This is a genomic window from Sphingobium sp. B8D3B (assembly GCF_025961875.1).
GTDB lineage: Bacteria > Pseudomonadota > Alphaproteobacteria > Sphingomonadales > Sphingomonadaceae > Sphingobium.
On record NZ_JAOQON010000001.1, the window covers coordinates 384,888 to 397,884 of the forward strand.

The window sequence follows — 12,997 nt, forward strand, 5'->3', positions numbered from 1 at the left end:
CCGTTCCGCCGTGGCAGATTGTCGCGGCGTATGTTATTTTAGGCAGATTGATACCGCGTCCGGAGTGTGCTCCGGTCCCTGCGGACAAGCGATAGAACTGGAGACTGACGAGCTTATGCAAATCATCGTGCGCGACAACAACGTCGACCAGGCGCTGCGGGCGCTCAAGAAGAAGCTGCAGCGTGAGGGCGTTTATCGCGAGATGAAGCTCCGTCGTCACTATGAGAAGCCCTCCGAGAAGCGTGCGCGCGAGAAGGCTGCGGCCATCCGTCGTGCCCGCAAGCTGGAGCGCAAGCGCGCAGAGCGCGACGGCGCCCGTTAAGTTACTTTCAGGGCCGCGCTTGCGGCCCTGTTGATTCTCCCGGTTTCAGTAAGAAGAGGCACGGCCCATGTCCGTCACGGCGGTTCCCTTGCAGCCCATCAGGCGCGGTTCGGTTCGTCGTTTTTGGCTTGCGGTCGTGCTGGTGCTGGCCGTTGCAGCGGTGCTGGCCTGGGCTGGCAGCCGCCAGTTCGGGCATACCGCCAGCGGCCTGCGCTACCAGATGATCACGCAAGGGTCGGGCGAAAGCCCCACCCGCGATGATTTTGCGCTCGTCGCCTATAAGGGCACGCTGCCCGATGGCACGGTGTTCGACGAGAATGAGAGCGCGCCGATGGACCTGCAGTCGCTGGTCCCCGGCTTTGCCGAGGCGGTGACCCTGCTCAAGCGCGGCGGCAGCATCCGTGCGTGGATCCCCGCCGAGCTGGCTTATGGCGACAGCCCCCCTCCGGGTGGCGTCATCCCGCCGAACACGCCGCTTCAGTTCGAGATCAAGCTGCTCGAATTCAAAACCCGCGCCGAGGTCATGCAGGCCCAGCAGATGATGCAGATGCAGCAGATGATGCAGCAGCAGGGCGGAGGTCCGGGCGCCCCGGGTGCCATGCCGCCGGGCGCGCCGGAGATGCCGCAGCCCTGATGGTGAAAGGGCGCCGATCCGGCGCCCGCTTCACACATCCCATCCCGGCCCGGCATCTGGGCCGTCATCCTGTTAAACGCCTCATCCGCCAATGACCGGCCGGCCATAATTCTTGGCATAGGCATTTTCGACACCGGTCAGAATTTCGACGATATCGAAATAACGGTCCCAAAAGGCTGTTTCCCGCAGGTCCTCGACCAGCAACTGGTAGGCGTGGTGGTCGATCGCATCCCACATCCAGATGTCGGTGACGCGCGTCGCGTAGAACTCCACGTCGAAGAAGCGCAGCGCAACCTTGCCGGCGTGCTTGCGCAGAATGGGCGCGAATTGCTCGTTCAGCAGCGCGAAGCGCTGGTCGACGGGAAAGCCGAGCCACTCGGGCGACGTCTTGACGAGCATGAAGACGGTGAGGGTGGGTTCGAACGAAAGGCTTGCATTGGTCATGATAGGTCCTTGTCAGTCTGTGTCTGCGCGGACTAAATGCGAGTAAATGCTCAAGATTGGCTACTCGCATTGATGGCATGACCAACATCTCCTCCCAGCAGCGCTCCATCCCCAGAAAATCGCCCCGGCAGAGCCGCTCTTTGGAGACGGTGAAGGCCATCGTCGAAGCGACGGCTCGCATTCTGGAGGAAAAGGGACTCGGCGGACTGACGACCAATGCCGTTGCCGAGCGCGCCGGCGTCAGCATCGGGTCGCTGTATCAATACTTTCCGGGCAAGGACGCCCTGATCGGCGCGCTGATCTTGCGGGAAACCGCGCTGCTGATCGCTGATTGGGAGGCGGCGACAACGGCCGAGACGGGGGAGGCGGCGCTGGCCCTGCTCATCGCGGCAGCGGTCGCGCATCAACTCCGGCGCCCCGTTTTGGCGCGCCTTCTTGATATCGAGGAGGCCCGGTTACCGCTCGATCCGGCGATTCACGCGGTGGGCGTGCGGCTCCGCGAGATCGTCACCAGCGTGTTACAGCGCTCGGACCTTCCACCCCAATCCGATACGGCGCTCGCCGCGCAGGATATGCTCGCGATCATCAAGGGCATGGTCGATGCGGCTGGTGCGCATGGAGAGTTGGACCGGCCCGGTCTGGAAGAACGCGTCGGTCGGGCCGTGCGCGGCTATCTCGGCTATCGGTGAGGAGCCGCTCTTACCGCAAAAGCGCTCAGCGCTGCGCCGAACCTGCTGTCTCTTCAGGGTGCAGCGACATGCCCGCGCGTCCGCTTCGGAAGCTGCTGATCCAGGTCGCAGGATTAAGCTTCGTCGAGCCGTCGAGCGAGAAGGTGATGAACTCCGCACGTCCACCCAGCGACTCCCAAGGCACGGGGCCACCAAGGCCCTGCATTGCGGCGGAGACGCGGCTGTCCGCGCTATTGTCGCGATTGTCGCCCATCAGGAATACATGGTCGGCGGGGATGCGCACCGGGCCGTACCAGTCGGTCTCGCGTGCGCCCATGTCGATGATCGTGTAGCTGCGTCCATTGGGCAGCGTCTCACGCAGCACCGGGAGCACGCACACCTGTGTGCCATCGGGCTGGGTTTCGAGCGCGCCGGGGAATTGGCGTGGATCGCAGCGGCTGTTGGCGTCCACCGGCATCCGCATGGCGGGCAGGGCCTCCTGCTTCACCGGCTTGCCGTTGAGGATCACCACGCCGTCCCGCACTTCCAGCAGATCGCCGGGCAAGCCGATGACGCGCTTGATATAATCCTCGTTGCTGTTCTGCGGCGTCACGATCGCGATGTCGCCGCGCTCGGGCATCTTGCCCCAAACCCGCCCGTTCATGAACGGCAGCGTGACACCCCAGGGCTCGGGCGGTCCGCCGAGCAACGTCGTGCGCAGGATCGCGGCCGGATTGGGAATCGTCGGGGAGACGTAGGACCAGCCATAGGCATATTTGGAGACGATGAGCCGGTCGCCCACCAACATGGTCGGCATCATCGATTCGGATGGGATGTAGAAAGGCTTGGCCACAAAGCTGTGGAACGCCAGCACCGCCGCCAGCAGCAACACGATGCTCTTGATCTCGCCGACCCAATCGGTCTTCTTGTCAGCGCGTTTCCGGCGCGTTTCCTGCGCCTTGATCGATGCCTCATCCGTCACGGAAAGCGCGCCTCCAGAATGACGAACGCCTGCGCCCAGGGATGATCGTCGGTCAATGTCAGGTGAACAAATAGGCTGGCGCCGGGCGGGGTCAAGGCATCCAGTCGCGCTTTGGCGCCGCCCGTGAGGGCAAGCGTCGGTGCGCCGGAGGGCAGATTGACGACGCCAATGTCCTTCATGAAGACGCCGGCCTTGAATCCGGTGCCGACTGCCTTGCTGAAGGCCTCCTTGGCCGCGAAGCGCTTGGCGAGTGTGCCGGCCTTGGTAAACGGGCGCCGATTGGCTCGGGCGATCTCATGATCGGTGAACACCCGCTGCTCGAATCGCGCTCCGAACCGGTCCAGAGAAGCCTGGATTCGCTCGATATTGCAGAGATCAGAGCCCAGGCCGACGATCATGCCTGGCCGCGCGCCTCGTCCATCAGCCTGCGCATCTGCGCCACGCTGTCGCGCAGGCCCAAGAAGATCGCCTCGCCGATAAGGAAGTGGCCGATATTGAGTTCAGCGACCTGCGGAATCGCTGCGATCGGCGCGACATTCTCGTAAGTCAGGCCATGGCCGGCATGGGGCTCGATGCCGTTCTTGGCGGCCAGCGCCGCCATGTCGGTGATGCGGCGGAGCTCCGCAGCCTGTTCGGGGCCTTCGACTTCGCAATATTTGCCCGTGTGCAGTTCCACCACTGGCACCTTGAGGCGCAGCGCCGCATCGATCTGGCGCGGATCGGCCTCGATGAACAGCGAGACACGGCAGCCCGCTTCGCCGAGCCGATCGACCATGGGCGCGAGGTGATTGTGCAACCCGGCCGCATCCAGCCCGCCCTCGGTGGTGCGCTCCTCGCGACGTTCTGGCACGAGGCAGACGGCGTGCGGCTTATGGCGCAGTGCGATCTCGAGCATCTCCTGCGTGGCGGCCATCTCGAAATTGAACGGGATCTCCAGCTCGGCGGAGAGGCGCGCAATGTCCTTATCCGTGATGTGCCGGCGATCTTCACGCAAATGTGCGGTGATGCCGTCAGCGCCGGCTTCCTGCGCGAGCAGGGCGGCGCGGACCGGATCGGGGTACGAGGCGCCCCGCGCATTGCGGATGGTCGCCACATGATCGATGTTGACGCCCAGGCGCAGGTGGCGGCCGCCTTGGTCCGCCATTGCTGTCATGCCCGGCTGCCCGGCTTGGTGGCCGGGATCGCGGCCAGTTCGGGCGGCAGATCGTCAGCGTCGTACACGGGGAAGTTGAGGCTCACGAGCGGGAAGAAGGGCACGCCGAGATTGGCCTCGCCGGCCGAGCGATCGACCACGGCGGCTTCGGCGATGACCTCGCCGCCTTCCGCGCGCACCGCTTCCATCGCCTGGCGGGAGGAGAGGCCGGTCGTCACGACGTCCTCGACCATCAGCACCTTCTGGCCGGGCATCAGCGAAAAACCGCGACGGAACAGGAAGGTGCCCTGCGGCCGCTCCAGAAACAGCGCATCGCAGCCCAGCGCCCGGCCCATCTCGTGGCCGATGATGATGCCGCCCATTGCCGGCGAGACAACGACGTCGATGGCGGCGCGAATATCACGCGGGATAGACTGGGCGATCGCAACGGCGATGCGGCCGGCGCGCTCGGGATTCATCAGCACGCGCGCGCACTGCAGATAGTTGGCGCTGTGCTTGCCCGAGGACAGCAGAAAATGCCCCTGGAGCAGCGCGTCACAGGCGCGAAATTCAGCGAGCACTTCCGATTCTGTCATGTTTCCCCGACCTCTTATATAGAGCGGCGCAGATAGCGGCGGACGGGCTGACAATCAACGGCTGGCATTCGGGCAATTTCTGCGCTTGAGGCTGGGAGGCTGGCTGCGTATAGGGGCCGCAAGATCAATGAGGGGGGCCGCAGTCGATGTCTTTCGCTAGCGGCCTGAAATTGAAGGCAGGTCGACCGCATGACTAGAAGAATCAATGGCTTCATGGTGGCGATCGCGCTCGGACTGAGCACGCTCGCGCCATCTTCCGCTTTCGGGCAGGCAGAACAGGCTGCTGCACCCGCGGCGGGAGCTGCGGGCGCACCGGCGGCCGCCGCTGCGCCCGCAGCTCCCGCCGCGCCGGCGTTCGATCATGCTGCGCCGGTCGAAGGCGTCGGCCAGCCCGCCGTGGGCGAGACGACCTTCCAGAAGCAGGTGACCTCCACGGGCAATTATGCGCTGTGGATGCACAATGTGATTCTGCTGCCGGTCATCACGGTTATCTCGCTGTTCGTGCTCGGGCTGCTGCTCTGGGTCGTGGTGCGCTATCGTCGCGCCGCCAACCCGGTGCCCTCGCGCACCTCGCACAACACGGCGATCGAGATCGTCTGGACGCTGGCACCGGTGCTGATCCTCATCGGTATCGCCATTCCGTCGATCGACCTGCTGGCCAAGCAGTTCAAGCCGGCCCCCGCCAACGCCATCACCCTCAAGGTGACCGGCTATCAGTGGTACTGGGGTTATGAGTATCCCGATCTCGGCATCGGCGAATATGTCTCCAACATGCTGCCGCCTGAAGAAGCGCTCAAGCGGGGCGAACCCCGCCTGCTCGGGGTCGACAATCGCGTCGTCCTGCCGGTCGGCGTGCCCATCAAGGCGATCATCACCGCGGCTGACGTGATCCACTCCTTCTCGATTCCCGCCTTCTGGGTGAAGGAAGATGCTGTGCCGGGTCGTCTCAACGAGAAGACCTTCACCATCGAGAAGGAAGGCGTCTATTATGGCGTCTGCTCGGAGCTGTGCGGTGCACGCCATGGCTTCATGCCGATCTCGATCGAAGCGGTGAGCCCCGAGCGGTTCGCACAGTGGGTCCGCTCGCAGGGTGGCCAGATGCCGGGTGACGCAGCCGCGCCTGCCGCTGCCGCTGAAGCACCCGCCGCCGCTCCTGCTCCCGCCAACGCCGAGACGCCCGCTGCGGCGCCCGCGACTGCATCCTGAGGACTTCCAAGATGAGCACCACAACCGCAGACGATTTCCACGGGGCGCACGCCCATGGCGATCATGATGCCGATCACAAGCCGGGCTTCTTCGTCCGCTGGTTCATGTCGACGAACCACAAGGACATCGGCACGCTTTACCTGATCTTCGCGATCATGGCCGGCGTCATTGGCGGCGCCATCTCGGGCCTCATGCGTCTCGAGCTGGCTGAGCCGGGTATTCAGTATCTCCAGCATTGGGCCACCTTCGCGGACGGTCCCGATGCGACGATCGATCAGGCCTATCACCTCTGGAACGTGCTGATCACGGCCCACGGCCTCATCATGGTGTTCTTCATGGTGATGCCGGCGATCATCGGCGGCTTCGGCAACTGGTTCGTCCCGATCATGATCGGCGCGCCAGACATGGCCTTCCCGCGGATGAACAATATCAGCTTCTGGCTGCTCATCCCTGCCTTCCTGCTCCTGCTTGGCTCGGCCTTCGTGCCCGGCGGCACCGGCAATGGCGCGGGCACCGGCTGGACCGTCTATGCCCCGCTGTCCACCAGCGGCAGCCCTGGTCCGGCGGTCGACATGGCGATTCTCTCGCTGCACATCGCGGGCGCCAGCTCGATCCTGGGCGCGATCAACTTCATCACCACCATCTTCAACATGCGCGCACCGGGGATGACCATCCACAAGATGCCGCTGTTCGTGTGGTCGGTGCTGGTTACCGCCTTCCTTCTGCTGCTCGCACTGCCCGTGCTGGCCGCGGCCATCACCATGCTGCTGACCGATCGTAACTTCGGCACCGTCTTCTATGACGCGGCCGGCGGCGGCGACCCGGTTCTCTATCAGCACCTGTTCTGGTTCTTCGGCCACCCCGAAGTGTACATCATGATTCTGCCGGGCTTCGGCATCGTCAGCCAGATCGTCTCCACCTTCAGCCGCAAGCCCGTCTTCGGTTATCTCGGCATGGCCTATGCCATGGTCGCCATCGGCGTCGTCGGCTTCATCGTGTGGGCGCACCACATGTTCACCACCGGCATGACCGTGAACATGAAGATGTACTTCACGGCCGCCACCATGGTCATCGCGGTGCCGACCGGCGTGAAGATCTTCTCGTGGATCGCCACGATGTGGGGCGGCTCGATGAGCTTCAAGACCCCCATGGTCTGGTCGCTTGGCTTCATCTTCATGTTCACCGTGGGTGGCGTGACCGGCGTGGTGCTCGCCAATGGCGGCATCGACGATAACCTGCACGACACCTATTATGTGGTCGCGCACTTCCACTATGTGCTCTCGCTCGGTGCCGTGTTCTCGCTGTTCGCAGGCTTCTACTATTGGTTCCCGAAGATGTTCGGGAAGATGTACAACGAGTTCCTGGGTCAGCTTCACTTCTGGGTGTTCTTCATCGGCGTGAACATCATGTTCTTCCCGATGCACTTCCTGGGCATGAGCGGCATGCAGCGCCGCGTGCCGGACTACACCGATGCGCTGGCATACTGGAACGGCATCGCCTCGTTCGGTTATGCGATCATGGGCGTGGGCGTTCTGATCTTCTTCGTGAACGTCTTCATCTCGCTGCTGGCCGGCAAGAAGGCCGCTGCCAATCCGTGGGGCGAGGGTGCCACGACGCTGGAATGGACCCTGTCCAGCCCGCCGCCGTACCACCAGTTTGAAACCCTGCCGGTCATCGATTGATCGGCAGCGGGTTTCACCGCGAGCCGCCGTCTTCAGGATGGCGGCTTGAACAGACAAGATGGCGGTCGGGGGCGCGCAAGCGCTCCCGCTTGCGGTATGAACTGACGAGTTGAACTGAACGCAAGGTCAGAGGTTTTGGCGAGCAAGGCATCGATCATGGGCACCGCGCCACAACAGTCTCCGCTTGGCGGGTCGACGGTTCCGCTCCCGGCGGACTGGCGCGATCTGCTCGCGCTGACTAAGCCGCGCGTGCTGACGCTCGTCGTCTTCACCGGCCTGTGCGGATTGCTGGTCGCACCCGGCAGCCTGTCTCCGGTGCTCGCCTTTACCGCCATTCTCTGCATCGCGCTCGGCGCCGGTGCGGCTGGTGCGCTCAATCAATGGTATGAAGTCGACCGCGACGCGAAGATGAAGCGCACCGCAGGTCGTCCGCTGCCGGCCGGCCGGATGAGCCGGGAAACGGCGCTGCATTTCGGCGTCGGCCTCGCTGCCTTTTCCGTGCTTCTGATGGGCTTTGCGACCAACTGGCTCGCCGCCGGCATCCTGGCGACGTCGATCCTCTTCTATGTGTTCATCTACACCATCTGGCTCAAGCCACGCACGGCGCAGAATATCGTGATCGGTGGTGCGGCCGGTGCCTTTCCGCCGTTGATCGGCTGGGCGGCGGTGACGGGCGATGTGGCGCTGCTGCCCATCGCTCTGTTCATGCTGATCTTCTTCTGGACCCCGCCGCACTTCTGGTCGCTCGCGCTGTTCGTGCGGATGGATTACGCCAATGCCGGCATCCCGATGCTGCCGGTGGTGGCCGGGGAGGTGACCACCCGCCGCCAGATCCTGGGCTATACCAGCATCATGGGCGTCGCCGCGCTGGCGCCGGTGGTGTTGCGGCTGACCGGCCCGATCTATGGACTGACTGCGTTGTTGGCGACAGCGGTGTTCGCGGCCATGGCCCTGCAGGTCTCGCTGCGCCGGGAGAGCGATCCCGCCCAAATGAAGCCGGAGCGGCGGCTGTTCAAATATTCGGTTCTCTATCTTTTCCTGCTCTTCGGCGCGGTTGTCGTCGACCATTGGGTGTATGCGGCATGACCCCTGAAGACCAGAAACTCATTCAGGAGCGCCAGCGGGCGCGGGCGCGGATCATGGCGTGGATCCTTGCCGCATTGGTCGTGCTTTTCTTCGCGATCACCATCGCGAAAATGGCCTGAGGAGCGGCGCGATGACGACGATTGCCGGAAAGCGCGTGAGTAACCGCAAGACAGCCCTGCTGGCGGCGCTGGTGGCGGTGGCGATGCTTGGCCTCGGCTTCGCGGCGGTCCCGCTGTACCGGCTCTTCTGTCAGGTCACCGGTTTCGGCGGCACCACCCAGCGCGTCGATGCCGCAGAGGCCGCCCAGGCGGTCTCGCTGCAGACGCAGGGCCGGCAGCTGTCGATTCGGTTCGACTCGAATATCGGCGGCGGCATCCCGTGGGAATTCTACCCCGAGAAGCGCCGCGTGACCGTGGGCGTCGGTGGCAAGTCGATGGCGATCTTCATCGCCAAGAACACCTCGAACAAGCCGGTCACCGGGCGGGCCGTGTTCAACGTCACGCCCGAATATGTCGGCAAATATTTCAGCAAGGTGCAGTGCTTCTGCTTTACGGAGCAGACCTTGCAGCCGGGGCAGCAGGTGCGGATGCCCGTGCTGTTCTATGTCGACAAGGCGTTCCTTGATGATTCTGACGGCAAGGACGTCCAGGAAATCACGCTGAGTTACACATTCTATCCGGTTGAGAAGCCGGATGACCAGAGCTAAAGAAGCGCGCAAACGAGCGCTCGGATAAAGCGCTTAGATACAGGGAATACGATATGGCCGGCGCCAAGAATCACGATTATCACATTCTCCCCGCCAGTTTCTGGCCGTTGATGGGCTCGATGTCGGCCCTGGTGATGGCGCTGGGCGCCGTTGCCTGGATGCACCCCTCTGAAATGGGCAGCTGGGGCGGCGCGGGCTTCTTCCTCGGTCTGGCCGGCGTGCTCGCCACCATGTTCTTCTGGTGGGCGGACGTTATTCGCGAGGCGCATGCCGGCGATCACACGCCAGTCGTGCAGCTTCACCTGCGCTACGGCATGATCCTGTTCATCGCCTCGGAAGTCATGTTCTTCGTGGGCTGGTTCTGGGCGTTCTTCGATTTCAGCCTCTTCCCGACGGCCTTGCCGCCGATCGACGGCCTGTTCCCGTCCGAGGGCATTGAGGTTCTCAATCCCTTCGAGCTGCCGCTCCTCAACACGCTGATCCTGCTTTGCTCGGGCACCACCATCACCTGGGCGCACCATGCGATCATCCACGGCGACCGGGACGGCCTGAAGAAGGGCCTGTGGCTCACGATCATCCTCGGCATCGTCTTCACCTGCGTGCAGGCCTATGAATATGCGCATGCGCCGTTTGCCTTCGGCACGACGCCTTATGGCTCGGCCTTCTACATGGCGACCGGTTTCCACGGCTTCCACGTTCTGGTCGGCACGATCTTCCTGATCGTCTGCCAGGTGCGGGCCTATAAGGGTCACTTCACGCCGAGCCAGCACTTCGGCTTCGAGGCGGCCGCCTGGTACTGGCACTTCGTCGACGTGGTGTGGCTGTTCCTGTTCGTCTCCATCTATGTGTGGGGCGGCTGGGGAGCCCCGATGCACGCGGGCTGATCGGCCGGGGAGCACAGCATGTGCGGCGCCAAGGCCCATGCTCGCTCCTCATTTATCGATAGCAAAGGCGACGCGCGGAAAGCCCTTCCGCGCGTCGCTTCGTTTTCGGCACGCGGCATTTGCGAAGGACAGGATGGATGAGCGAGACTAAGCCCGCAGAGGCGCCAAAGGCAGCCGCGGTCACACCGGCTTATCTGGTCCAGGCGAGCGTCAAGGCCCGCTGCCCGCGCTGCGGCGTCGGGCCGCTGTTCGATGGCTGGGTGCGATTCGCGCCGCGCTGCCGGGCCTGCGGGCTGGATCTGGCCGCGTTCAATGTCGGGGATGGCCCGGCGGCCTTCCTCATTCTGATCGTCGGCGGGCTGGTCACGGCGCTGGCTCTGATGGTCCAACTGGCCGCCGATCCGCCATTCTGGGTGCATATCCTGCTCTGGGTGCCGCTCACCTCCGCGCTGGTCATCGGCTGTCTGCGCCTGTCCAAGGCAGCGCTGCTGATCATCGAATATCGCAACAAGGCGCGCGAGGGACGCATTGCCGATCCGCGTCAGCCGGGCGAGGGCGCGCCATGAGCCGCCGCGTGCCGCTGGTGCCGACCGTGCTGGTCGGCCTCGCCGTCGCCGTGATGATCGCGCTGGGTATCTGGCAGATCGGCCGTGCGCATCAGAAGGAAGCCGCGCTGGATGCCTGGCGTGCGAATCTGCATCTGCCGCTCACAGCCTTTCCCCGGCAGAACCCCACTGATCAAAGCTACATGTTCCGCCGTCTCGCGGCCCAGTGCCTGCGCGTGGTCGACTGGCAGGTGATCGGTGGTCGGGCGCGCAGCGGCGAGACCGGATGGCGGCACATCGCATATTGCGCGACCGGTGCCGAAGGGCCGGGACTTGTGGTGGACATGGGCGTGAGCGTGCGACCGGATGGCAAGACCGACTGGCAGGGCGGCCCGGTGACTGGCACAGCCACCCATGAGCCGGACAATTCCTCACTGCTGGCCCGTGTGCAGGGCAAGGCATCGCCCTTGCGGCTGATGATCGTCGCGGAGGAGCCGGCGCCCGGCCTGCTCGCCTCCGCGCCGCCCGATCCGTCGTCGGTGCCCAATAATCACCGCTCCTACGCGGTGCAGTGGTTCCTGTTCGCCACCATCGCGCTGGTGATCTATGCGCTCGCCCTGCGCAAGCGCTGGCGGGGCGAAGCGCGCGAGGGTTGATCCACTCCGTTGCGCTACGGCAGCCACAAGGCTAAGGGCCGGTCATGCAATATGTGAGCACCAGGGGACGCGCGGCTGCGCTGGATTTCGAGGGCGCAACGCTGGCAGGGCTGGCGAGCGATGGCGGGCTGTATCTGCCCGAGCATTGGCCCAGCTTTTCCGCCGACGAGCTGGAGGCCATGCGCGGCCTCTCTTACGTCGAGACCGCCGTGCGCGTCATTCGCCCGTTCGTGGGCGATTGCCTGAGCGAAGACGAGCTGCGGGAGCTTTGCACGCAGGCTTATGGCCGCTTCTCCCACGCCGCGGTGACGCCGCTGGTGCAGCTCGATCATCAGCACTGGCTGCTTGAGCTGTTCCACGGGCCGACACTAGCGTTCAAGGACGTTGCGCTGCAGATGCTCGGCCTGCTGTTCGAGAAGTTCCTCAGCCGGCGCGACACGCATCTGACGATCGTGGGTGCCACATCCGGCGACACCGGCTCAGCGGCGATCGATGCCGTCGCGGGCCGTGCCAAGATCGACATCTTCATGCTCCATCCCGCAGATCGCGTGTCGGATGTGCAGCGCCGGCAGATGACGACGGTGCTGGCGCCCAACGTCCACAACATCGCCATCGAGGGCAGCTTCGACGATGCGCAGGCACTGGTGAAGCGCATGTTCAATGATGCCGAGTTCGCCGGCCGCTTCGATCTGTCGGCGGTGAACAGCATCAACTGGGCGCGACTCGTGGCGCAGGTGGTCTATTATATCTATGTCGGCGTGCGCCTCGGCGCGCCGCATCGGCAGGTCGCCTTCTCGGTGCCGACCGGCAATTTCGGCGATGTGTTCGCCGGCTATGTCGCAGCGCGCATGGGTCTCCCCATCGAGCGGCTGATCGTCGCGACCAATGTGAACGACATTCTCCACCGGGCGCTCTCGCAGGGCGACTACAGCCAGGAAGGCGTCGTGCCGACGGCCACGCCCAGCATGGACATCCAGGTCTCCTCCAATTTCGAGCGCCTACTGTTCGATCTTGGCGGGCGCGATGGTCTGGCGCTGGCTGAGCAGATGAAAGGATTCGAGGCGACAAAGGCCATGCGCCTCACGAACGCGCAGCGCGACGGGGCGTCCAAGCTCTTCTCGTCCGCGCGCGTCGATGGCGACGACATGTCGCGGGCGATGCGCTGGGCTTATGATGCGGCCTCTCAGGTCATCGACCCGCACAGCGCGGTCGGCCTCGCTGCGGCCCATGCCGTGCCGCTCGATCCGTCCGTGCCGGTGGTGACGCTTGCGACGGCGCATCCCGCCAAGTTCCGCGATGCCGTGGAACGCGCCACCGGCGTGCGTCCCTCGCTGCCGTCACGCGTGGGCGATCTGTTCGGGCGCGAGGAGCGCTATGTGACGCTGCCCGGCACGTTCGAGGCGGTCACCGAATATATCGCGGAACGCGCCACGCCGCGCCGTGGGTAGAGCGTC

General features: G+C 64.4%; 17 protein-coding genes. 12 read left to right on the top strand and 5 right to left on the bottom strand.

All coding sequences use genetic code 11. From position 1 onward, the window contains the following. Window positions 1–115 precede the first annotated feature (115 nt). Window positions 116–322, top strand: coding sequence for a 30S ribosomal protein S21 (rpsU, locus tag M2343_RS01795; RefSeq protein ID WP_181560196.1), 207 nt, complete (start codon window positions 116–118; stop codon window positions 320–322). 67 nt (window positions 323–389) lie between these two features. Then, window positions 390–956 carry an FKBP-type peptidyl-prolyl cis-trans isomerase gene (locus M2343_RS01800; RefSeq protein ID WP_264575371.1) on the top strand — a complete coding sequence of 189 codons (567 nt, stop codon included), beginning with the start codon at window positions 390–392 and terminating at the stop codon, window positions 954–956. An 81-nt stretch (window positions 957–1,037) separates the two neighbouring features. Here the strand turns inward: M2343_RS01800 and M2343_RS01805 are convergent, their stop codons facing one another. Further along, window positions 1,038–1,400 (bottom strand): darcynin family protein, encoded by a 363-nt coding sequence (locus M2343_RS01805; RefSeq protein WP_264575372.1) that lies wholly within the window; start codon window positions 1,398–1,400, stop codon window positions 1,038–1,040. Between the two features lie 77 nt (window positions 1,401–1,477). Between M2343_RS01805 and M2343_RS01810 the strand changes: the two genes are divergently transcribed. Next, entirely contained in the window at window positions 1,478–2,089 is a 612-nt protein-coding gene (locus M2343_RS01810; protein ID WP_264575373.1) for a TetR/AcrR family transcriptional regulator, read from the top strand. 25 nt (window positions 2,090–2,114) lie between these two features. On the opposite strand, the gene lepB is transcribed toward M2343_RS01810, so the two are convergent. Genes lepB through pyrE form a run of 4 tightly spaced genes read right to left on the bottom strand, consistent with a single transcriptional unit; the run spans window position 2,115 to window position 4,778 of the window. Then, entirely contained in the window at window positions 2,115–3,032 is a 918-nt protein-coding gene (lepB, locus tag M2343_RS01815; RefSeq protein ID WP_264577469.1) for a signal peptidase I, read from the bottom strand. A gap of 14 nt (window positions 3,033–3,046) precedes the next feature. Next, the gene (gene acpS, locus M2343_RS01820; RefSeq protein WP_264575374.1) at window positions 3,047–3,448 is read right to left on the bottom strand and encodes a holo-ACP synthase; all 402 of its coding nucleotides are present in this window, start codon (window positions 3,446–3,448) and stop codon (window positions 3,047–3,049) included. Beyond that, the gene (locus M2343_RS01825) at window positions 3,445–4,203 is read right to left on the bottom strand and encodes a pyridoxine 5'-phosphate synthase (RefSeq protein WP_264575375.1); all 759 of its coding nucleotides are present in this window, start codon (window positions 4,201–4,203) and stop codon (window positions 3,445–3,447) included. The genes acpS and M2343_RS01825 overlap by 4 nt, the downstream gene beginning before the upstream one ends. Beyond that, on the bottom strand, window positions 4,200–4,778 hold the full coding sequence (pyrE, locus tag M2343_RS01830) for an orotate phosphoribosyltransferase (RefSeq protein ID WP_264575376.1): 579 nt from the start codon (window positions 4,776–4,778) through the stop codon (window positions 4,200–4,202). Before pyrE ends, M2343_RS01825 begins: the two co-directional genes overlap by 4 nt. A 189-nt stretch (window positions 4,779–4,967) precedes the next feature. On the opposite strand from pyrE, the gene coxB reads away from it, so the two are divergent. From coxB to thrC, 9 genes are all read left to right on the top strand, one after another. After that, complete coding sequence (gene coxB, locus M2343_RS01835; RefSeq protein ID WP_264575377.1) at window positions 4,968–5,984, top strand: cytochrome c oxidase subunit II; 1,017 nt, start codon at window positions 4,968–4,970, stop codon at window positions 5,982–5,984. A gap of 11 nt (window positions 5,985–5,995) precedes the next feature. Next, on the top strand, window positions 5,996–7,666 hold the full coding sequence (gene ctaD / locus M2343_RS01840) for a cytochrome c oxidase subunit I (RefSeq protein ID WP_181560188.1): 1,671 nt from the start codon (window positions 5,996–5,998) through the stop codon (window positions 7,664–7,666). Between the two features lie 156 nt (window positions 7,667–7,822). Continuing rightward, on the top strand, window positions 7,823–8,752 hold the full coding sequence (locus tag M2343_RS01845) for a heme o synthase (protein WP_264577470.1): 930 nt from the start codon (window positions 7,823–7,825) through the stop codon (window positions 8,750–8,752). After that, window positions 8,749–8,871: a hypothetical protein gene (locus tag M2343_RS01850; protein WP_264570860.1), complete on the top strand. Its 123-nt coding sequence runs from the start codon at window positions 8,749–8,751 to the stop codon at window positions 8,869–8,871. Before M2343_RS01845 ends, M2343_RS01850 begins: the two co-directional genes overlap by 4 nt. An 11-nt stretch (window positions 8,872–8,882) precedes the next feature. Then, window positions 8,883–9,458 carry a cytochrome c oxidase assembly protein gene (locus M2343_RS01855; RefSeq protein ID WP_264575378.1) on the top strand — a complete coding sequence of 192 codons (576 nt, stop codon included), beginning with the start codon at window positions 8,883–8,885 and terminating at the stop codon, window positions 9,456–9,458. A gap of 53 nt (window positions 9,459–9,511) precedes the next feature. Further along, on the top strand, window positions 9,512–10,342 hold the full coding sequence (locus tag M2343_RS01860; protein WP_264575379.1) for a cytochrome c oxidase subunit 3: 831 nt from the start codon (window positions 9,512–9,514) through the stop codon (window positions 10,340–10,342). Window positions 10,343–10,479: 137 nt separating this feature from the next. Then, window positions 10,480–10,908, top strand: a complete 429-nt coding sequence (locus M2343_RS01865) for a DUF983 domain-containing protein (protein WP_264575380.1) — start codon at window positions 10,480–10,482, stop codon at window positions 10,906–10,908. Beyond that, window positions 10,905–11,543, top strand: a complete 639-nt coding sequence (locus M2343_RS01870; RefSeq protein ID WP_264575381.1) for an SURF1 family protein — start codon at window positions 10,905–10,907, stop codon at window positions 11,541–11,543. Before M2343_RS01865 ends, M2343_RS01870 begins: the two co-directional genes overlap by 4 nt. Before the next feature lie 44 nt (window positions 11,544–11,587). Continuing rightward, window positions 11,588–12,991 (top strand): threonine synthase, encoded by a 1,404-nt coding sequence (thrC, locus tag M2343_RS01875; RefSeq protein WP_264573255.1) that lies wholly within the window; start codon window positions 11,588–11,590, stop codon window positions 12,989–12,991. Window positions 12,992–12,997: the final 6 nt, after the last annotated feature.